The 21,446-nt window shown below is 37.5% G+C and carries 21 protein-coding genes; 5 read left to right on the forward strand and 16 right to left on the reverse strand.

The window, feature by feature from the left end; translation table 11 throughout:
- Window positions 1-11: 11 nt before the first annotated feature.
- The 10 genes from GWI97_RS06160 to fdhF form a co-directional block, all read right to left on the reverse strand.
- Window positions 12-728, reverse strand: a complete 717-nt coding sequence (locus GWI97_RS06160) for a hypothetical protein (protein ID WP_036933642.1) — start codon at window positions 726-728, stop codon at window positions 12-14.
- A 176-nt stretch (window positions 729-904) separates the two neighbouring features.
- On the reverse strand, window positions 905-1,795 hold the full coding sequence (locus tag GWI97_RS06165; RefSeq protein WP_036933640.1) for a dihydrodipicolinate synthase family protein: 891 nt from the start codon (window positions 1,793-1,795) through the stop codon (window positions 905-907).
- A gap of 172 nt (window positions 1,796-1,967) precedes the next feature.
- Complete coding sequence (locus tag GWI97_RS06170) at window positions 1,968-2,855, reverse strand: MurR/RpiR family transcriptional regulator (RefSeq protein WP_036933638.1); 888 nt, start codon at window positions 2,853-2,855, stop codon at window positions 1,968-1,970.
- A gap of 188 nt (window positions 2,856-3,043) precedes the next feature.
- Window positions 3,044-3,517, reverse strand: a complete 474-nt coding sequence (gene nanQ, locus GWI97_RS06175) for an N-acetylneuraminate anomerase (protein WP_036933636.1) — start codon at window positions 3,515-3,517, stop codon at window positions 3,044-3,046.
- Window positions 3,518-3,530: 13 nt separating this feature from the next.
- Window positions 3,531-5,021 (reverse strand): sodium:solute symporter, encoded by a 1,491-nt coding sequence (locus GWI97_RS06180; RefSeq protein WP_036933635.1) that lies wholly within the window; start codon window positions 5,019-5,021, stop codon window positions 3,531-3,533.
- Window positions 5,022-5,073: 52 nt separating this feature from the next.
- A complete protein-coding gene (nanK, locus tag GWI97_RS06185; protein WP_036933632.1) occupies window positions 5,074-5,943 on the reverse strand; it encodes an N-acetylmannosamine kinase in 870 nt (289 codons plus the stop codon).
- Window positions 5,940-6,638, reverse strand: coding sequence for an N-acetylmannosamine-6-phosphate 2-epimerase (locus tag GWI97_RS06190; protein WP_123822456.1), 699 nt, complete (start codon window positions 6,636-6,638; stop codon window positions 5,940-5,942). The genes nanK and GWI97_RS06190 overlap by 4 nt, the downstream gene beginning before the upstream one ends.
- A gap of 204 nt (window positions 6,639-6,842) precedes the next feature.
- Window positions 6,843-7,538: an oligogalacturonate-specific porin KdgM family protein gene (locus GWI97_RS06195; protein ID WP_036933629.1), complete on the reverse strand. Its 696-nt coding sequence runs from the start codon at window positions 7,536-7,538 to the stop codon at window positions 6,843-6,845.
- Between the two features lie 79 nt (window positions 7,539-7,617).
- Window positions 7,618-8,775 carry an N-acetylneuraminate epimerase gene (locus GWI97_RS06200; RefSeq protein WP_087803741.1) on the reverse strand — a complete coding sequence of 386 codons (1,158 nt, stop codon included), beginning with the start codon at window positions 8,773-8,775 and terminating at the stop codon, window positions 7,618-7,620.
- A gap of 571 nt (window positions 8,776-9,346) precedes the next feature.
- The gene (fdhF, locus tag GWI97_RS06205; protein WP_103005175.1) at window positions 9,347-11,515 is read right to left on the reverse strand and encodes a formate dehydrogenase subunit alpha; all 2,169 of its coding nucleotides are present in this window, start codon (window positions 11,513-11,515) and stop codon (window positions 9,347-9,349) included.
- 617 nt (window positions 11,516-12,132) lie between these two features.
- Here fdhF and GWI97_RS06210 point away from each other — a divergent pair.
- On the forward strand, window positions 12,133-13,449 hold the full coding sequence (locus GWI97_RS06210; protein WP_036933624.1) for a sodium-dependent transporter: 1,317 nt from the start codon (window positions 12,133-12,135) through the stop codon (window positions 13,447-13,449).
- An 84-nt stretch (window positions 13,450-13,533) separates the two neighbouring features.
- On the opposite strand, the gene GWI97_RS06215 is transcribed toward GWI97_RS06210, so the two are convergent.
- The 4 genes from GWI97_RS06215 to GWI97_RS06230 all read right to left on the reverse strand — a co-directional run bounded on the left by GWI97_RS06215 (window position 13,534) and on the right by GWI97_RS06230 (window position 17,986).
- Complete coding sequence (locus tag GWI97_RS06215) at window positions 13,534-14,904, reverse strand: class-II fumarase/aspartase family protein (RefSeq protein WP_036933621.1); 1,371 nt, start codon at window positions 14,902-14,904, stop codon at window positions 13,534-13,536.
- Window positions 14,905-14,915: 11 nt separating this feature from the next.
- On the reverse strand, window positions 14,916-16,472 hold the full coding sequence (locus tag GWI97_RS06220) for a PTS transporter subunit EIIC (protein WP_036933619.1): 1,557 nt from the start codon (window positions 16,470-16,472) through the stop codon (window positions 14,916-14,918).
- A 329-nt stretch (window positions 16,473-16,801) separates the two neighbouring features.
- Window positions 16,802-17,542 (reverse strand): MurR/RpiR family transcriptional regulator, encoded by a 741-nt coding sequence (locus tag GWI97_RS06225; RefSeq protein WP_036933618.1) that lies wholly within the window; start codon window positions 17,540-17,542, stop codon window positions 16,802-16,804.
- A 198-nt stretch (window positions 17,543-17,740) separates the two neighbouring features.
- Window positions 17,741-17,986: a DUF2543 family protein gene (locus tag GWI97_RS06230; RefSeq protein WP_036933617.1), complete on the reverse strand. Its 246-nt coding sequence runs from the start codon at window positions 17,984-17,986 to the stop codon at window positions 17,741-17,743.
- Between the two features lie 122 nt (window positions 17,987-18,108).
- Between GWI97_RS06230 and GWI97_RS06235 the strand changes: the two genes are divergently transcribed.
- Window positions 18,109-18,816: an RluA family pseudouridine synthase gene (locus GWI97_RS06235; RefSeq protein ID WP_103005176.1), complete on the forward strand. Its 708-nt coding sequence runs from the start codon at window positions 18,109-18,111 to the stop codon at window positions 18,814-18,816.
- 9 nt (window positions 18,817-18,825) lie between these two features.
- Here the strand turns inward: GWI97_RS06235 and GWI97_RS06240 are convergent, their stop codons facing one another.
- Both GWI97_RS06240 and GWI97_RS06245 read right to left on the reverse strand, forming a co-directional pair.
- Window positions 18,826-19,308 (reverse strand): cold-shock protein, encoded by a 483-nt coding sequence (locus GWI97_RS06240; RefSeq protein ID WP_036933615.1) that lies wholly within the window; start codon window positions 19,306-19,308, stop codon window positions 18,826-18,828.
- A 102-nt stretch (window positions 19,309-19,410) separates the two neighbouring features.
- Window positions 19,411-19,944 carry a DUF2058 domain-containing protein gene (locus GWI97_RS06245; protein WP_036933614.1) on the reverse strand — a complete coding sequence of 178 codons (534 nt, stop codon included), beginning with the start codon at window positions 19,942-19,944 and terminating at the stop codon, window positions 19,411-19,413.
- A 184-nt stretch (window positions 19,945-20,128) separates the two neighbouring features.
- On the opposite strand from GWI97_RS06245, the gene yajD reads away from it, so the two are divergent.
- The 3 genes from yajD to GWI97_RS18510 form a co-directional block, all read left to right on the forward strand.
- On the forward strand, window positions 20,129-20,476 hold the full coding sequence (gene yajD / locus GWI97_RS06250) for an HNH nuclease YajD (protein WP_036933612.1): 348 nt from the start codon (window positions 20,129-20,131) through the stop codon (window positions 20,474-20,476).
- A gap of 148 nt (window positions 20,477-20,624) precedes the next feature.
- Window positions 20,625-20,900, forward strand: a complete 276-nt coding sequence (locus GWI97_RS18345; protein ID WP_224215408.1) for an RHS repeat domain-containing protein — start codon at window positions 20,625-20,627, stop codon at window positions 20,898-20,900.
- Between the two features lie 85 nt (window positions 20,901-20,985).
- On the forward strand, window positions 20,986-21,446 hold a 461-nt coding region (locus GWI97_RS18510), incomplete at its 3' end, for an RHS repeat-associated core domain-containing protein (protein WP_337247646.1).

Genomic DNA, 21,446 nt, shown 5'->3' on the forward strand with positions numbered 1-21,446 from the left:
ACATTAAATGATTAATAACACCCCAATGGCCATAACTGATTAAATTCCATCGTTAACCCCATTTGAACTTCAGATGAGAGTGAACCTTTACTCACCACAAATTTTGGATGTCGGATAACGATAGGGGTGTTAATCGCATAATGTATTAATGATGATCGGTTTTGCTCTAGCTCATCATAAAGCTTCTTCATATCTGCTGATGACGTACTATCACGTAATCGCCCAAGCGTAATATGAATAATATCTTTATGAAGTTCACTTTCAATTGGGATCTGCTGATAAATCTGTTGCCTAAAGCGTGTTAATTCCTCTGAAATACCCGTTAATATCAAACTACCATTGGATGTTAGGACAACGTCATTAAATAAAATTCCAATACTTTTTATTTGATTAAAGATTTTTGCAATCTCATGACACCACGATAATAATACAGGCCGTTGTAGTTTAAACTGCTCATTTTGTTGATTACAAATCGTTAATAATGTGGAATGAAATTCTTGCGGCTGAGTAAATTCAATAAATGGAAATTTAAGTGCAAGCTGTTCACAATAAACCATTAGTTTCTGACTAAAGAGAGTAAAGCTTTCCTCAATTTGAGGCTGACAAATCATTAATTGCCCCGCATTTAAGCTGACATCAATAATACTTTCATCATTAATTTGTCGTTGCCAAGTTTCACCTGTTGCCAATTTTTTGAGTGTTGCTTGTGTCAGAAATTCGTATGCCATCAAGACACCTTAATTAAAAATAAGACAATAGTTAGTACTTTGGTTTGAGTGGCATTTAAAATCAAGTTTTAGACATAATAAAAAAGTGGCTTTATTCTAAAAGCCACTGTCACATCAAAGGGGGAGATGTTGAAATATGGGTCTATCTATAAAATTATCAATCAAAGTTAAATCGATTACAGAAAATTAGCTGCTTTAAACTTCGCTAAAGCATCAGCTTTTTGCTCTGCCGTCATTGGACGTAATGGGCGACGAGGGTCACCAACATCAATACCATGCAGTTGCATTGCCACTTTTCCTGCAGCAACACCGCCGTACTCAACTAAAACACGAATAATCGCAATCACTTTATCCATGCAAGCGGTAACACCTTCATGATCACCTGCTTTAAATTTTTCAATAATTTCAAGGTATAATGGTGCAGCATAGTTATATGTGCTACCAACTGCACTTAATGCACCACAGGCTAATCCCGCAGGAATAAATTCATCAACACCAAATGGCACATCATATTTTCCGCCATCTACGCGTAAACAACGCTGGAATTCATACATATCAGGAGAATTAAATTTCATACCAGATAAATTTGGAATTGCTTTACCCGCTACTTGTAAGAATTTCTCCATATCAATACTTAAGCCTGACATGGTGGAGTGATAATAGTAAAAACCTTTAGATGGCGCACTTGCAGCCGCTAAACGACAATATTCAACGAGATCATCAACATTGCCTGGTTTAAAAAAACAAGGGCCAATAACGGATGTTGCTTTGATATCTAATGTTTCAGCATGACGAGAAAGTTCGAGTGTATCCGCAATACTTAATGCTCCCGTGTGGACAATAAGATCAAGTTTACCCTGACTTGCATTAACCCAACGTTCAGCGACTTTCTTGCGTTCTTCGACAGAGCAATGAATACCTTCACCTGTTGTGCCTAATACATAAGCACCTGTCACACCACTTGCAATTAGGTGTTTTGCTATCTCATCAATGACAGGATAATTAACGCTACCATCTGTTGCAAAAGGAGTATGAGGTGCGGCAATCAGTCCAGAGAGTTTGTTCATGATAACTTCCTTTGGAGGTTAATTTCTTTTCTATTAATATTATGGAGCTTAACTCTATATTAGGGAGCAATACTTCAGAACGCAATAACGAAATGAGCATTAAAGGAAGAGAAAAATGAAAGTGTGATCTTTAGCCAATTTTCACTAAAAATCACACAATGTAGAGATAAGTTTACGCAGAATGAGTCTGTTTTAACGCATTCAGTGTTCGTAGTTTTTGCTCTTTAACCATATCAGGCTGAGCTTGCACTAATAGCGTATAAAGAAGATCTAACACAAAGAGCTGTGCGGTTTTTGTACCAATAGAGTCACCTTGCAGTTTTCCTTGTCGATTACCATTAATTAAATGGTGATCAGCATACGCCATAATTTGTGAGCCTAGATTATGAGTCAATGCTATCGTACTCGCCCCTGCTTCTTTCGCCAATTTAAGGGCATGAACGGTTTCAGGAGAGTTACCCGAGTGACTAATGCCAATAGCAACATCGCCGGGTTTTAGTAATGAGGCTTGCATATACATAAAGTGATTATTTGTAACCGCATCAACACGATGACCAATTCGCATCAGTTTATTTTTTAGATCTTCTGCTGTAATTCCTGAAGAACCAACACCACAAATAAAAATATAGTTTGCGGATAATAAAGCATTTACAGCACCTTGAACTTGCTTCATATCGAGCAGATTCAATGTTTCTGATAGTACATTATTAATCGTTGCTTGAAGTTTTAAACCTATAGTATGGATATCGTCTTGATGAGTTACTTCTGCATCAAGGATCGGTGACTCTTCACTGTCTGACGTTGCCATTTCAATGGCCAAATCCATTTTAAAATCTTGAAACCCTTTATAACCCAATGTACGACAAAAACGCACAACCGTCGCTTCACCCGCTTTTGTCGCTTGTGAAAGTTGGGCAATAGAAAGTTGAGTAACCTCTGTAGGATGGAACAGGATATAGTCTGCAATACGCTGTGATACTCGCGTTAGACTATTTTTCATTGCACCTAACGTATCAAGTATTTTACCCGGCTTTAATCGGGTCGTTGCCTGTTCTGTCATGGAGATTATCCTTGGTTGCAGAAGATACACGGAGGAAAAATTCTGCCAACAAGAGTACCAATTCCAACAGGTTAAAAAAAGCCTTGCTCATACAATAATGTAATAATAAAAACGCTTTATTCCTCAATGTCATCAGAATACAACTTACTGATACATCGGAAATAAAGCGCTTAATAAAACAGTAATTGTTAGTCAACTAATTCTGTAACATCTAACTTAACAACAACTTTCTTCAGTGTATTTGCACCTTTTTCAGCCGAAATGCCCGGTTTATGAGGTTCATTAGGCATAAAAACAGCAAACATATTGGGTGTCAGTGCTAAAGTTTGTTGGCCTATTATCGTATCTGTTAGCTGATAATCATCGGTTTCATTATAAGGCGTCACATCTTGTGCTGAGCCCTGTATACCAAAATCAATAATTTCTTCACCACTCAGCAATATTTGAATATCAATATAACGTTGATGCAATTCAGCTCGCTTTTGCTCACGAGGCTGAGTGTCAAACGTCATCACATTCATAAACAGAGTTTCACCATCAATTTTATAGCTTCCCGGAGCAAGTGAAGCGGGATCAAGTGCTAATGCTTTTTCCATCGCGTCACGCAACGCGGGATTCATTTCTGGCATCATAGCCAAATCTGATATATGCCCAAATAACATAAATTATTCCCTATTAGTTTCCTGATGTTTCATTGTCATCTAATGAAACCTGTTTTGCTGATGCGAAAAGCGGTGCTGTAATTGTTCCTGCAATAACAACAGACATTGCGCCAATCACGCCGTAGAAGAAGAAATTAAGATCACTGCCATAGCGCGCTGCTAATACGGCAATAATACTGACGATGATCCCGACAACCGCACTACCTGCATTCGCGCGTTTAACAAAAATACCCAGCATAAACAAACCTGTCATTGGGCCACCCATTAAACCAATCAGACTATTAAAGGCATCCCAAATTTCAGATTCATCGGATAAAACTAACCAAATTGCAGCTAAACTACTAAAGACACCAGCAACAATAATGACTAACCTTGCGACTTTCATTTTTTGTTCGGCACGGCGTTCAGATTTGCTTAAACGTGTATAAATATCAGAGTTAAAACAACTAGAGATACTGTTTAAACTACTCGAAATACTAGACTGAGCAGCAGCAAAAATAGCAGCAATAATTAATCCAGCAATCCCGACCGGCATTTCCGTCACAATAAACAGAGGTAGAATACCGCCAGTATTAAAGCCTTCAGGTAATAAATTAGGGTTTTGTTTGTAATACACAAACAAGGCAGATCCAATTGCAAAGAAGAAGATAGGAATAATCGCAACCAACTTGGCATTCGTGATCAGAGTACGCTTCGTTTCTTCAATAGAATCCGTCACAATATAACGCTGTACAACATCCTGACTTGCTGTAAATTGCTGAATATTAGCGAATAAAAATCCGATCATCAAAACAGGAATAGTGCTATCTGTCCAACTCCAACGGAATTGCGTCGTAGGAAAGAATTTATCGGCTTGGGATGTTGCAGTGAAAATTTCGCTAATTCCACCGTCAACTTTAAAGCAGATCATAATAAAAATAAGAACTGCACCACCTGAAAGTAATAACCCTTGAATAACGTCAGTCCAAATAACCCCTTCAATGCCACCCATCCAAGTATAAATAATACAGAGCAAACTAATCAGTACGATTAAGACAACGGGGTCGATGCCCATAAATGGACGCAAAGCGAGTACAGTTAAATAAGTAATAATGGCCACGCGACCGATGTGGAATAACATAAATGAAAGGCTGGCAAATAAACGACTGCGTACATCAAAACGTGCTTCTAAATATTCATAAGCCGAGGTTATCTTTAACTTTCTAAAGAAAGGAATATAAAAATAAAAAACTAATGGCAAAATAGCAATAGCCAAATATTGCCCGATAATAAAAGTCCAGTCAGAAGTATAGGCTTTTGCCGGAATCGACATAAAAGTAATGGAACTTAAGGTGGTTGCAAAAACAGAAACCCCCGCAGCCCAACCAGGAACTCGACCACCTCCACGGAAATAATCATCCGCTGTTTTTTGGCGTTTAGAGAAATAAACACCCACGAGTAACATTGCTGCTAAATAACCAAACAGCACAGCATAGTTAATGAAACCAAAATCATGTAATTGCATTTTTTAGTCCTGCCATATGTAGGGTAAAAAGGTAAGTTTTACGACAGTTTTTTTATTGCTCTCTAGCCCAAAGGACAGCGCCCCAGAGCCCAGCATCATGATGATAGTGAGCCGATAATATCGGCACTTGTAATGCAAGTGGTTGTTTTGTCTGGGCAGCTTGAACGAGTTCGATATATCCCTTTGCCAACCCGACACTTCCCCCAAGAACGACACAATCGGCATCCGTCGTTGCTTTAATATCTGTTACCAAATTTGCAATGGTGTTTGCTGAACGTTCAATAATTGATTTTGCTTGTGAATTTCCCTGATGAAAGGCAGCGAAAATCGCTTTTGCATCTTTCCCTGCAAGTTCTTCTGTCGCTTGCGTAGCAATGGCTCGACCTGAAGCCATTGCTTCAACACAGCCATAACGCCCACAACCACAAACAGGTCCATGTGGATCAGCAAGCGTGTGACCTAAATGACCAGCAATACCTCGCTTTCCTGTAAAGAGTTGTCCTTGTTGAATTACGCCACCACCAACCCCTGTTGATACAGTAATAAATGCCATATCAGAGATAGTTTCTCGACGATAATCATATTCAGCCCATGTAGCAGCTTGAGCATCATTGAGTAACCAACACGGTAATCCCGTCAGCGCTACAAGCGTCTCTTTTAAAGGAAAATCTTTTAATCCACCCAAGTTATCTGGGTTCAATGCAGTCAAAATGCCATTACAAATAATCCCTGTTGATGCAACAGCAACACTATCTGCATAACCTTTTAGCGGTGTAGTAATAGCAACTAAAGCTTCATAAAGTTGCGTAGGTGATGCACTTGCTGGCGTAGTGATCTGAGTATGTTGTGTTAATTGATTATCTCGACTAATTAGAGCTGCCGAGATTTTTGTCCCTCCAATATCAATTGCTAATGTATTCATTTATCTAACTCCTGTTGCCACTTTAATGCCTGAATAAACCAATCACAGACATGCTCAAGACGCGTTAATGCAGAACCGACTGTGACAGCCCAAGCACCGGCTTGCATTCCTCTTGCGGCTATCATTGGTGTGTTATAACGCCCTTCGGCAATCACTCGACATCCTTTTTCAGCCAATGCGGTGACTAGCTGTAAATCAGGCAATTTTGGTATCTCACCACCGGTATAACCTGACATCGTTGAACCAATAAACTCTGTACCTAACTCTTGGCAATACATACCTTCATTAAAGGTGGCGCAATCTGCCATCGCTAATTTTCCCAAATGATGAATATGAGCTAATAATGTTTGTACAGGTACAGGACGAACACGATCAGTGCCATCAAATGCAATAATATCGGCGCCCGCATTAGCTAAGTCATCAATATCACTAAGCCATGGCGTGATCCTCACAGGGCTATCAGGTAAGTCGCGCTTTACGATGCCAATAATCGGCACATCAATAAGAGGACGTGTTGCTCTTAAATTATCAATTCCTTCAATACGCACTGCGACTGCGCCCGCATTCACTGCGGCTTGAGCCATTGCAGCGACAATTTCAGGCTTATCCATTGGACTATTATCAACAGGCTGACAAGACACAATTAATCCGCCTTTTTGTTGAATATCCTTTGTCATCTTTTCAATTAGCGCCATTTTTGAACCCACTGTTCTCTTCTTTTGAAATGTAACTCCAAATTATAGTATTTTACGGAGTTTAATTTCTCAATCAAAAAAACAGTAATTTGTGAAGAAGATCAAACAATAACCAACGTAACGCAACTAATTGATAAATAGATAAAATAAAAATAGAGTGATGTTTCCATCACTCTTCTTGTTTTTTATTCTGTTTTACTTAAATTAGAAATGAAATTGTAATCCAACTCGATACCGTGTCTGACGATCATCACTGAAAGGACTTACAGCCATGTTGCCAACTTCAATATAAGGTGTGAAAGCACTATTGATTTGATAAGAAAAAGCAACATTATGTTCGTAATTACGTTTTTTATTATCGTATTTTATGGCATCGCTATACATTTGAGTGTAATCATATTCCACTTTAAATTTGTTATATTTATAACCTATAAAACCATCCAAACGATTTGTTTTTTCATCATCAACACCTTGTTTTGTTTTACGGGCATAATCAAAACGATAACGTCCTGCAATATATAAACCATTATCGAAGTTATATTGTGCTTTTAAATAAGGTTTATATATAGAAGTATCTGTTACGGTTTCAAAAATAAGACCAGGCTGTAATGTAATATTATTATTTAGCTTATAGTTATAACTTAATCCCATTTCAATGGCATTATTAACAACATCACTAAATAATTTATCTTTTTCACCGTCAACACCACCCGATTTAACGCTAGCATCAATATAAAAACCAACACCATTTGAAAAAGAGTGAATAAATGCAATTCTATCTTTATTAATTCTCGTAGAATCTGCATATTCATGACGAAAGTCTAATGTAGTCGCGTATAATTGAGATGACATTAATAAAGTACAGCATGCCAATAAAATTTTTTTCTTTTTATTTGCCATAATATTTACCTAAATAGGTAGATCCCCTGGTTTAATCAGGGAGATCTTAATGAATTATTTTAATGTGTAGAGAAAAAGATTATTCAATAATTAATTGTTTATCTTTCATGGTTAAAGTAATAACCGAATTAACAGCCTCACCTTTATTTGTTTCACCTCCAATTAAATAAAGTGAATTATCATGTGAAATAGTGACACCATAACCAAGAGGGAGAGGTAATTCACCAATGACTTTCCATTGATTATTAACAAAGCCATAAATTTCTTTATGCCATGTCTTTTCTAACCCTTGATGAGCAAAATAATGTTGCTGTGCATAGTTTGCCTGAGCACCCGGAAAGTTAGCACCACCAGCAACAAGTAAGGTGTGCATGCTGTAACCTGCAAATGCTCCCGCTAAACCATCTTGTTGCTGATTAGGCGCAGGATCAGGTAATTTCTGGGTAATAAAATTCCATTGTAATTGATTGTTTTTTAAAATAGCTGTTTGTACTTCACTAGTACGTAATCCTGGTTTTATTTCACCATTGATTAAGGTGATTTTATGACCATCAGAAGCTAATGCAGAACCTGCTGTTCCATTAAATGGCATAACACCAAATAATCGCCATTGATTATTTTCAGCGTTATACTCCATTATATTTCTGTTAAAAAAATAACCTTCTGCCGGTTTATTAAAATAATCACTGATGACTTTTTTATTCTCAGATTTATTCGCTTTAGTACGATCTAGATCAACAAAATAACCATCAAATATTTGTTGATTAACACCGCCAAGAATAATAGCCTGCTCGTTATTAATATTAACGCCCGCATGTCCCACTAATCCATAAGGCGCTCGTGTATTTACCTTTTCCCATTTGTTTTCTTGTGGTAAATAACGATAAACATCTGTAAGCGCACTGATTGTTGCGCTATTTTCATTTTCTTTTCCTGCACCCCCGAAAACATAAATATTATTATTTAATTCCAGAGCAATAGCCTGGTCTCTTTGTGTTCCAGGAAAATCTGCTATTTTTTCCCATTGTTTTATCGCACCATTGAGATCAAGCTTATACCATGACTTTCCCGCTGTACCTAAACCAACATAAATAACATTTTTACTGATTGCCCCAGCCCCACTTTTAAATGTTACAGGTAAATTGGGGAGTTTCTCTGCAAAGCTAGTAGATGTGAATATTGCCGACACTAGCATTACAGAAAGACAGGAGTAAGATATTTTCTTTATTCTGTTCATACTTATTAGCTCTTATTATGATCATCAAGTAGGGTATTTTTCTTGTGCCTTAAATATCACTCCAATATATAATTATTTTCGGAGTTAAACTTCAAATCGATCTTTTCTGAATTGTGAAGATGATCAAAATGTCTATTTTTTAATCTTATTTTTTTACATCTGACTTTAAATCAAATTTGGGAATAAAAATCTAAAAATAGAATAAAAAACAGCCACAATAAATTATTTTTGGGGTTTTATGCAGAATATAATGTTACTTATTTTTAAGTAAAAAAGTTTCATAATAAAGGTATTAATGGAGTTTTACTTCAAGAGGCTTTTTTATCGGCTTTATACCCATTTTCACCTTGTGTTAATTAAAAAATGAGTTATTTATTAATACGATGTAAATCAAACTAATTTGTTATTTTTTCCTCGTCGTAATCACCTATGTCATTTTAATAGTCGTGGCTCGTGATGTCCGAAAGGTGCTGAGAAAGAAAATTAAACTAAAAGTTATACCTTCCTGATTTATATGAGACAAAAATGGAGACTTAATCGTCTCCATTTCTATTTTTAATCAACACTCAGCTTAATGGGGCGCTTTTTTTGCCTGCTCCACTAAGTTAATTAAACGACTTCTCATCGTGTGATAATGTTGAGCAACTTGGCTTTCTGCCCATTTCTGATCGTCAATTTTTATCACTTTAGCTGCACAATATTTTGTTTCCGGTGTTTTTGAAACTGGATCAAGATTATCTTGAGTCAGTTCATTACATGCGCCAATCCACCATTGATAAGTCATATAAATCGCTTGCTTATTGATTGTCTCATTCACATGACAACGCGACATCACTTTGCCTCGACGTGATCCAACCCAAACAATATCTTGATCACGGATCCCAGCGGCTTTAGCAATATCAGGGTGAATTTGAACATAACCAGGTTCATCTGCAAGTGATGCTAATGCTTTACAATTACCAGTCATAGAGCGACAAGAATAATGCCCCACCTCACGCACTGTAGATAAAATCATTGGATAATCAGCATCGGGTACTTCAGCCGGCGCCCGCCATGGCGTAGCAAATAACTGTCCTTTACCAGAGAGTGTAGTGAATTGATTACCTGAATATAAATAAGGCGTACCTGGATGGTCAATATCCGTGCAAGGCCATTGAATATGCGCTAAACCTGCCAATTTTTCATAAGTAGCACCAAAGAACAGCGGGCACAATGCTCTAACTTCATTCCAAATCGCTTCGTTATTCTCATAAGACATCGGGTAGCCCATTTCAGTAGCTAATAAGCTGATAATTTCCCAGTCACGTTTTACATTACCTCGCGCATCAATCGCTTTTTCAAAACGCTGAAAACCTCTATCCGCACAAGTATAAATACCTGCATGTTCACCCCAACTGGTTGAGGGTAAAATCACATCAGCACGCTCGGCAGTTTTAGTCATAAAGATATCTTGAACTACAACAAAATCGAGAGCCTCAAAACCTTTTCTCACTAAGCCTAAATCAGCTTCTGTTTGAAGCGGATCTTCACCCATGATGTAGTAGGCTTTTACTTTACCTTCAATGGCTAAATGTGGTACTTCAGTAATGCGATATCCCACTTCAGGATCGAGTTGTTCAACAGGAATATTCCAGGCTTGTGCAAATTTCTGACGCACATTTTCGTCAGCCACATATTGATATCCCGGGAACATATTTGGTAAAACCCCCATATCACAAGCCCCTTGAACATTATTTTGTCCACGAACAGGGGCAACACCGACATGTGGCTTACCTAAATTACCCGTTAGTAATGCAAGACCTGACAAACCTTTGACCACATCAACCGCTTGACCAAATTGCGTTACCCCCATGCCCCACATAATGGTGGCTGTTTTAGCATTAGCATAAGTACGCATCGCCTTACGGATTTCAATAGCAGGAATACCGACAATATCTTGTACCGCTTCTGGACTATAGTCGGCAAGTTGTTTTTTATATTCATCGAAACCTTCGGTATAGCGACTAACATAATCTTTATCATAAAGATTTTCATCAATTAGCGTATACGCAAATGCATTAACTAACGCCATATTTGTACCGTTTTTTAAGGGTAAATATTGATTAGCAATTTTAGCGGTTTCAATTTTACGAGGATCACAAACAATGATTTTGGCACCTTTTTGTTTCGCTTTAACAACTCGACGCGCCACAATAGGATGAGAATCAGCACAGTTATAACCAAAAACTAATAAGCAATCTGAATCTTCAATATCGGCAATAGAGTTACTCATTGCCCCATTGCCCAACGTTTCTTGTAAACCAGCAACAGAAGGCCCATGGCAAACACGGGCACAACAATCGACATTATTATTACCTAATACGGCACGAACAAATTTTTGCATTACAAAGTTGGTTTCATTCCCCGTACCACGAGAAGATCCCGTACACATGATGGATTTAGCGCCGTATTTTTCTTTTATTTCCAATAATTTTTTTGCTGTAAATTGAATCGCTTCATTCCAACTCACTATTTCAAAATCAGCCCCTTTTTGTCGGCGGATCATGGGTTCATGAATTCGAGCTGTCAGCAGTTTATTGTCGTTAAGAAAATCCCAACCATAGAGCCCTTTTAAACAAAGTTCCCCTTGATTGGTGACACCATTAGCACCTTCCGCTTTGATGATGCGACCATTTTCAACACAGAGATTAATTTTGCAGCCAGCGCCACAATAAGGACAGACGGAGTTGATTTTGTTCATTTGATATCCTTTCCCCTAACTAGGGAGTAAAAGAGTCATAAAGAACATTCAACTAAGCAGGAATTATGCCAATTAATTTTTAACAATATAATCAACAAGATATAAAAACGAAATAACATTTTATAATCGTTTCGACATTTTTGCCGATACTCACCTTACACAAATAAGGTTAACACCATAACTTATTATGATTTCTATCATTGGCATCAGAAAAACATTTATGAATAAAAATTAACATCAAGTTCTAACAAAATTTATTTCTTTAGTTTGAATTTATGATATAAATAAGAAATACGCATTTTTAAAAACAATATTTCATATTGTATTGCGATTATATCCATTTCAATAAAGAGCAAAAAGGTGAATATGAACACCAATAATCGACTCCTAGGCCTAAACCTACTACTCCTTCATTAGGTGGCCCAGCACGTTCATTTTTTTGCAAAAGCCACCAGTTAGGTGGCTTTTTTATTATGCCCCCTACTGGTGAAATTATTTTTTAGGGGAGTTTCTATGATGTTGAGTTTTACCATAAGGATGATGAGTGACAACGTCTTCTCAATAAACAATGGTCTGGAAATGCCTTCCATAAATAACCAAATAAAGCAGGAGGCAAAATGAGCCAGCAATGGACATCACGAATCGGCCATATCTTAGCAGCCGCAGGCTCTGCAATTGGTATTGGCGCAATCTGGAAGTTTTCTTATGTTGCCGCCAATAACGGTGGTGGTGCCTTTTTAATTGTCTTTTTGTTATTTAGTTTTATTATCGGGCTTGCCGTATTACTGGCTGAAAATATCTTAGGCAGTAGTACACATGCAGAAGCTGTTAATGCCTTTAAAAAGATGATGGGACGTAACTGGGTTATCATCGGCGTTATTGGTGTCTTCAGTTCTTGGTGTATTTATAGCTTTTATAGTGTTGTCGGTGGATGGACAATTGGCTATACCGTTATGGCAGCAACAGGCCAGCTGAACATTACAGATAGCGCAGAATTAACTGGTATTTTTACCCGTTTTATTAGCAATCCTTTATGGCCTATTTTGGCTCACTTGACCTTCGCTGGATTAACCTGTTTTGTCGTTTTAGCCGGTGTGCAACGTGGGTTAGAAAAAGCCGTCAAAATCATGATGCCCATGTTATTTATCATTATGATTTTATTAATTATTGTTGGAATAAGCTTACCTGGATCTTCTGAAGGTTTAAAATTATTTTTATACCCTGATTTCAGTAAGTTAACCCCTCAAGGCGTGTTAGATGCATTAGGATTAGCCTTCTTCTCTCTCTCTATCGGTTTAGGTATTCACATCACTTACAGTGCTTATTTAGCAAATAACAAAGGTATCGCCAACGCCAGTATGTGGGTAGTTATTTTATCTTGTATGGTGTGTGTACTTGCCGGATTAATGATTTTCCCTGCATTATCTGCCGCAGGTTTAGAACCCAATGCCGGCCCGGGCTTAACCTTTATGACCATGCCGGTTTATTTCGCTAACTTACCCGGTGGTAATATTTTAGCTGTCACTTTCTTTGTCTTGTTATTAATGGCAGCGTTAACTTCTGCAATTTCATTACTTGAACATATCGTGGCTTATGTGCAGATGCGCTTTCAATGGACACGCCGTCGCGCAGGACTCGTCGTTACGGCTTCCATTATGCTGATGGGAATTCCTGTTTCATTATCTTTCGGCCCTATGAGCGATGTGACATTAGGAGGGAAAACTGTTTTTGATTTGTTGGATTATCTGACATCTAACATTTTAATGCCTTTATTTGGTATTGCGATGTGCTTAATTTTCGGTTGGTCACGTAGAGCAAATGCATTAATTCCTGAAAATATCACAGGTGTAAAACGTCAATGTTTATTACTGGTTTGGCGTTATATTGGCCCAATTTGTATCGGGATTATTTTGGTGCATGGATTGATTGGCTAATAATTAACTAAAAAGAGCCACTCATTTAAGTGGCTCTATGCTTAACGGATACTTGTTTATTTGTAGCTAATTGATAACTTTTTGTTATTTATAACTTTGTTTAATTTCTTGTGAGATCACAAAACCTCGTTTTGCTTCTTTTTCAGCAAGCTCAACGGATAAACCGATATAAGAGCGAGGATCAAGCATGGCCTTAATTTCATCTGCATTAAAAGCCGCGGTAATGGTGTCATTTTTCATCAGGTTAGTATAAAAATCTTCACCATCTGCGGCCGTTTTAATGGCTTCTTCATATAACAGTGAATGCGCTTTATCTTTACCCAGTTTTTCTGCCATTTTCATCATAACGTATTCAGTATTATCTAAACCTTTATTTCTCATCACGTTATGTAGCATTCTCTCTTCATGAGGAACGATAGTTCTTGAAAGCTCTTCTGTTCTTAATAAAATTTCTGTTGTTAATTCTAACGATTCTTCAATTAAGCCATCGAATAACATATAAGAACTGCTATCACCTTCATATGGTCTTACCGCAGAGTACATTCCCACATTAGGCAACGAATATAATTTCTGAGAGTTAGCAATAATTCCTTTCGCTAATTTTGGATTAATTTTATGAGGCATCGTGCTACTTCCTACCGTGCCTTTTGTAAACCCTTCAGAAACCTCAGCAATTTCTTCCAATGTAGTGCTGTAAACTTCTTCACCAATTTTATGGCAGATATTTGCCATCAGCGCTAAGTTCATCATGTATTCTAATTTGTGCGTGCTTAAATTACGTGATGGCACTTCCATTGCTTGCATACCCACTAATTCAGCAACACGTTTTTGTACTTTCATCCCAACTTCTGGCATTGAGTTAAAAGCACCTACTGCCCCCCCCATCATAATGGTGAATACTCGCTTTTCGCACTCTTTCATACGTTGGTAGCAATCAATAAAATCACTGATCCATACTGAAACTTTGTACCCATAAGTAATAGGAATAGCATGACGACCGTGCGTTCTACCAGCCATTACCATGTGTTTTGTCTTTTCAGCAAGATTAGACAAGTTTTCAATAATTTCACTCAATAATAACATGAACTTATTGTGTACCGTTTTCATCATATACAACTGCGAACTTTGCTGTATATTTTGCGTGGTAATGCCATAGTGCACATATTTACCACTCTCTTCAGAGCACGCATTCACCAGTACTTTTAAGAAAGGCACAAAACCATGACCGATTTTTTGATAAATACGGTTCATCTCTTCAAAATCAATATTCTCAATAATCGCCTTTTCTTTAATTTCATCTGCGGCAGACTGTGGAATAAAACCATATTCAGCTTGCGCTTGCGCTAACATTGCTTCAAACATTAACCAAGTTGAATATTTAGCTTCATTGGACAGCAGATTTTTTATACCGCGATCGTCGATTGTTTTACTTTTAGAATCGTATAACGCTCTCATCATGTATCCTTTTATTTCTTCATTGCTTCATCAACAGCATTGCGAACAAATTCGACTTTAGGGCCATAAACAACATGGACATGGTTTGCTGCCGGAAAGAAGAATGCTGTACATCCAGACTCCAACATTAATTCTTTATCTATTTGATTAACTTCATTAATATCAATACGTAGCCGTGTAATACAGTTATCAACATTACGAATGTTTTGTTTGCCACCTAACGCTTGAATTAAGATTTCTGCAATTTCACCATAACGTTTTTCTTTGATTAGCGTGTTTTTCATATTGCTTGATTCTTCTCTACCTGGGGTTTTGATATCGAATTTGATGATAGCCCAGTAGAAAATGAAGTAGGTCACAACCGCAAGTGCACTACCAATCAGCACTAAGAAGATCCAGTTAGTGTGTTCGTACAGTAAACCAAAGATAGTGAAATCAAAGACCGTGCCTCGGATATAACCAATTGCAACACCAGCAAAAGAGAGCAGAACTGCGCCAATACCCACGATAATCGCGTAAATTAAATAAAGTAACGGTGCGATAAAGACGAAGGTAAATTCAAGAGGTTCGGTCACGTTACCTAACATTGCAGTTAAGACCATCGTCACCAGCATTGATTTAACTTCAGCGCGGTTCTCTTTTTTCGAGGTTTTATAAATTGCTAATGCAATCGCAGGAAATAAGAATAACGTAACCAACATTTGTTGCTGAGCCATAAAACGCGTCAAGCTTGGCATCATTGCCCAATATTCACTACTTGGCCCTTGGTTAAATAATACTTCTGTCATTGCTGGAACAACACCCACATAGGTTTGCCCATCAATCACATAAGAACCACCGGCTTCAGTAAATCTAAACAGCACGTTCCAGACGTGGTGTAAACCAAATGGAATAAATAGACGCTCACCACCTGCGGTAAAGAAAGGCCCAACAGGACTTAAGAAGACAGCTGAGAGCTTAGTTAAGCCCATGACTAATACTTCCCAAATAAATGGCAACAATGCACCTACGCCAATCATTAATCCAACCATAATAATGGCGACAGATTTTTTCCCAGAGAAGAAGGCAAATGCCGTTGGTAATTCAAGGTTATAGAATTTATCCGTTGCCCATGCGGCGATTAATCCTGTAATAATCCCCCCTGCGGCACTGATATTCATGGTTTGTATACCCAGAACCTTGATTTGCCCAACCTGCGTCATAATGGCAGGATCAGCCAGTTTTCCAGTCAATACTAACCAGATATTGATTGTACTTATCAAGGTTAAATAACCCACCACGGAGGCAAAGACCGCGATCCCCTTATCTTTATGGCTCATTCCATATGCCACCCCCATTGCAAATAGAAGTGGAATATTGTCAAACACCACACCTGCAATAGAACGGATACTGACTAATAAAGCATTGACTGTTTCATTTCCTAAGAAAGGAAAGCGTGCAATCATATAAGACTGAACTAAAGCACCACTGATCCCCAAGATCATACCGATAGGTGCTAATACACCGATTGGTAGAAGTAGGGTTCTACCAAAGCGCTGAATAGATTCGCTGAACTTTTTCCTGGCCATATTTTTTTCCTTATGACTTCTCGAATATAAAAGAATTACTGAGGTACTCTAGCTTAGGGATTATAGGAAATGAATGACGTGGCGGTTTTAAATATTATCTCAGGTCATTTTTTATGACTTAGGTCTTTTTAATAAACATTTCAATTAATAATAATTGACAATTTTTTATTTCGGTAATGAAGAATGATCCTAGATCTTAATATTAATATTGAAAAAAGAAGGTTGTTTTTAAAATAACTTATCATTATTTTAATCAGATAGATTAATGCTTTTTACATATTAAGAATAAAAAGAAGATTTAATTAATAGAATTGCCCGCCTATTAAAACTTAAAGTAAAATTTCTAACTCATTTATCAGTAAATCCACCAGCATAAAAAAACCAATACGTGATTTAGTATCGTCTTTTTTGGTATCGTGATTATCGGCAAAACAAAACAGAGCATGGCTTGCATAACTCGTTAATTCATTGGTGTTAAATGCCGTCATACTAATAATATTTGCATCTTTTAACTGTACAATTTTTGCTGTTTCTATAATTTTCTTGGTGCCACCAGAAAGGGAGATAAAGATAACCGTATCATCTTCATTAACAAGGCGAGTAAATGAATCAGATAAATTATAATCATTAATAAAAAAGCAGTGTAAACCTAAAGCAAATAAAAGGTGTTCCAGGTAATAACCGACCGCTTTACTCGTTCCTCTTGCCACAATAAAAATATTTCTAGAGTGACGTAAGGTTTTCGCACATTCTCGAATATGCTCTTCATTAATTAAAGTAAATGTTTTATTAATATTTTTTTCTAATTGCTTTTTATAAGATGCAGTGCTCGTTTTCTCAATTTTATTTTGCGTCAATATATAATTATTAATTTGGAATTTAAGCTCTTTAAACCCGCTAAATCCTAACTTTTGCGATAAATTAATGATAACCGTTTTTGATACAAAGGTTTTTGCAACTAAATCATTAATATTTAAATAGGGTATATCCGCAATATTATCGGTGAGATATTTTAATACTTTTTTTTCGCTGATGGTTAAATTGTCATAATTCTTTAGGAAATCCAGCATATCTCACCCAACCAATTGAATATAAAACATCCGATAAAGAGGCGAACATTCCAAAAGTATGTCCGTTCTTTTCGTACGCTTATGTGAAATAAAATCAATAACGAGTATACGTTAAATCATACAGTTATGTAGGATTAGCGTTGTTTTTTGTGAATTGAGCTATTATTGAGCCCATTTTTTTAATGAGCTCAATACGTATTATTCATTACCCCAGCGATTAAGAAACATCGCGATATCATCAATACGTTTTTTATTAATACCCGCCTCTTTTGCCATCTCTTGCTGCGCCGTTTCACTGATTTCTTCGTTGTTCATTAGCCGAGTAAGCAGTAATTGAAAATAGAGAGCAAGTGCATCTTCTTCAGATTCAGCAACAGGCTCGGTTGATTCCAGTGAATACTCTTCTACCATGTCATAATATTTAAAATGGATTTCATTGTTCATTGGTTGTCCCCAAGATTAGTTTATAATCATTATATTCAAATTATTAAGAGTATATCTCTACATTCGCCTGTTAACTTAAAATTCGCTATCATCCACTTCCTTCTTTTTCTGCGGATAAGCTGATGTCTACGATTATCGATACTTTTATTGCCCCACCTTGCCATGATGAAATCGAGATCCTCTATCAAGACGAGCATTTAGTTCTTATTAATAAACCAACAGGATTATTGAGCTTATCAGGAAAAAATCCACAAAATATAGACTCAGTACATTATCGATTAGTGAAGCTATTTCCGGGATGTACGCTTGTTCATCGGCTTGATTTTGGGACATCAGGGTTAATGGTTGTGGCACGCAATAAGTCAATCAATGCTCTTTTATGTCAGCAGTTTAGCCAACGTAAAGTAACCAAAGTATATAGTGCGCTACTGTGTGGCCATTTGAAGGAAAATGAAGGCATAATAGATGCATCAATAGCAAAAGATCCGGCTCTATTTCCACGTATGTCGATTTGCTCCCTTAATGGTAAACCAGCACGCTCTGGTTATCAGGTTATTGAACGTTTATATCATACACAAGAAAATGGAACGTTATTACCTTTAACCCGCGTACAATTTATGCCTGAAACAGGAAGGACTCATCAACTACGTATTCACAGCCAGTTTATAGGGCATCCTATTTTAGGTTGTGATTTATATGGTGGGTGCGACTGCGACTTAATTGAAGAAACTAAACGGGCTCCAAGACTCATGCTTCATGCGAGTGAACTTCATTTTGTTCACCCTATTAGCCAAGCACCAATAAAAGCGCGTTGCGAGAGCCCGTTTTAAATATCGATATTAGAGTTTAAGTGCTTTTACGGTTTCCTCAATATCAAGTTCATCTTCCGTAAAAACTATCTCTGTACCGTGCATTGTGGTGATCGCAAGCTTTCTCAACATACGCATATCATTAGCGTTATCTGCTGATTTGGGTCTAATGCTATTCATTAAAATACCCACAGAAAGTACCGTATTTTCTTTATCAATACGCGTATCGGCAGGCACTTCTTCACTGTAAATTCGATAGGATTTAATTGACGTTAGCTTAATTCGCTCGCCTGCAATATAAACGTATTTGCTATCAGGTATCACTTTAACCGCATACGCAGATAAACCTTTGGTATTGGTGGTCGGTTCAAAGGTGACATTTGCATCTACCTTTATCAACGCAGGGTTGGCAACTTTAATCACATGAAAATAACGGTTGTCACCATTTTCATCTTTAATAAATCCAAAACCTTTATCTTCAAACCACTTTGTGATTATTCCGTTCATTGCCATTATCGCCTACTTAATCGTTTTATCTACAAAAATTTCCAGATGCAGTATAAAGCACAATGCGTATACAAACTATGCCTTTGAGGTAATAAGCTACATTGCTTATTACCACATCAAATCATCTGGTATTTTAAAATCAGCATAAGGATCGTCTTCATCTTGTTCTGTCTTACTAAGTGTATTATTTAACAAGATACAGTCCACATCTCTTTGTGTAATTTTATCCGCCACACTGGCTGGAATAATCGCGTATTCCGTTTTATTTGCAGTATCCAAACGAGCAATGGCGAGGCGCCCACTAATTAATTGAGATTGCGTCAGTTTATCCACCACGATATTTTTAATCACATTGTTATCAGTGAAATTAAAATCAATATCGCCTTTTGCTGGCGTAATTCTATTCATCTCAATAAGTTGTTTAACTTGCGCTTTATATTCTTTAGATAAGGTTGCTTGCTTTTGTTGCTCACTCAGCAGTTTATCGCGCTCAAGTTGGGCTTTTTTATTTTCTTCTACGGCTTCTCTTGCTTCTCGTGCCTGAACACGTGATTTTTTTGCCGTTCTTTGGACTTTTGCCATTTTTTTGCTGGTCACAAGCCCTGCTTTTAACATTTGCTCTTGTAAGGTAAGTTTTGCCATTTTTATGCCTAAATCTGCTCAGTCATTTTTAAAATTATACCTGTAATTTCCAAGAGTGCATCAGATTGTAATATTGGTGGTTTATTGAAGTAAACAGGACTTATGAGATTGAACCTATCCGTGCATTCAGAGTATATTGAAAAAACTATCGTTAAACTTTCTCTTATAACAGGTAATACTAACAATGGCTCTGATCCCAAAAAACTATGCACGGTTGGAAAGTGGCTACCGTGAAAAAGCACTGAAAATCTACCCATGGGTATGTGGACGTTGTGCGCGTGAGTTTGTCTATTCGAACTTACGTGAGCTCACCGTTCATCATATTGATCACGACCATACCAATAACCCAGAAGACGGTAGTAACTGGGAGTTATTGTGTCTGTTTTGCCATGATCACGAACACTCTAAATACACAGAAGCAGACCAATACGGCACAACTGTTGTCGCTGGTGAAGATGCACAAGATGATGTCGGTGTAGCCACTTATAATCCTTTTGCTGATTTAAAGTCGATGCTCAATAAGAAAAAATAGTGAATTCAATATCAGCTTTGATGCAACAAACCGGCCCCTTTTCACGCTCTTACGTAGAATAGTGTATACTTGCCAACCATAAATTTGTTCATGGTTAATTAATAATGAAAGAAATCGAAAAAGCAAAAATCAAACTCCTTAGCGTAAAGTGGGTTATGAATATAATGACAATGGACAACTCACTTGTTATGTCTCCCCTTTTGGCGATAAATGGCAACTGACCTACGACGACAAAGGTAATTTAACCACAGTTACCGATCCGCAAGGTCGCCAACAAAAAGGCCGTGTCACTCGCCGTATCACCGCCAAAGGTTATCAAGACTATCACTACGACATTAATGGTCGATTAACCCAAAAAGTGGTTCACCAACACGGTTTTCGGGCAAAAACGTGGTATTACCAATGGAATATGGAATACGCTTAACCAACTTATCGCCTGTTTTAACCCTGAAGGGGAATGCTGGCGTTACACTTACGATGCCTTTGGACGACGCCTCAGTAAAAGCAAGGTGGTCGATAATCACCCTATTACACCGCCCAATTCACCGTTTAAAAACAAACGCATTCAGCGTGTTGATTACCTGTGGTCTGGCGACCAGATGGTGCAGGAAACTCCGATTTATGCCGATGGCACACCCGCTTATGACGCTCAAATTCAGTGGCTCTACCAACCCAATGAAATTACCCCAACAGCACGTTATCAACGTGGAAAACTGCATTATGTCGTCACTGACCATCAAGGCACGCCACGCGAAATCTTTAGCGAAAAAGGCATTGTCAGCTGGGCAGGACGGTTAAATACCTGGGGACAAATGGCGTTTTGGCAATCTCATGATGATTATGCCGATAACGATCCTGAATATACCGAATGCCATTTTCGATTTTCCGGACAATATGAAGATAAAGAAAGTGGCTTGTATTACAATCGCTTTCGCTACTATGATAAGGATACAGGGCAATATATTTCACC

The organism is Proteus sp. G2300, from assembly GCF_009915965.1.
GTDB lineage: Bacteria > Pseudomonadota > Gammaproteobacteria > Enterobacterales > Enterobacteriaceae > Proteus > Proteus vulgaris.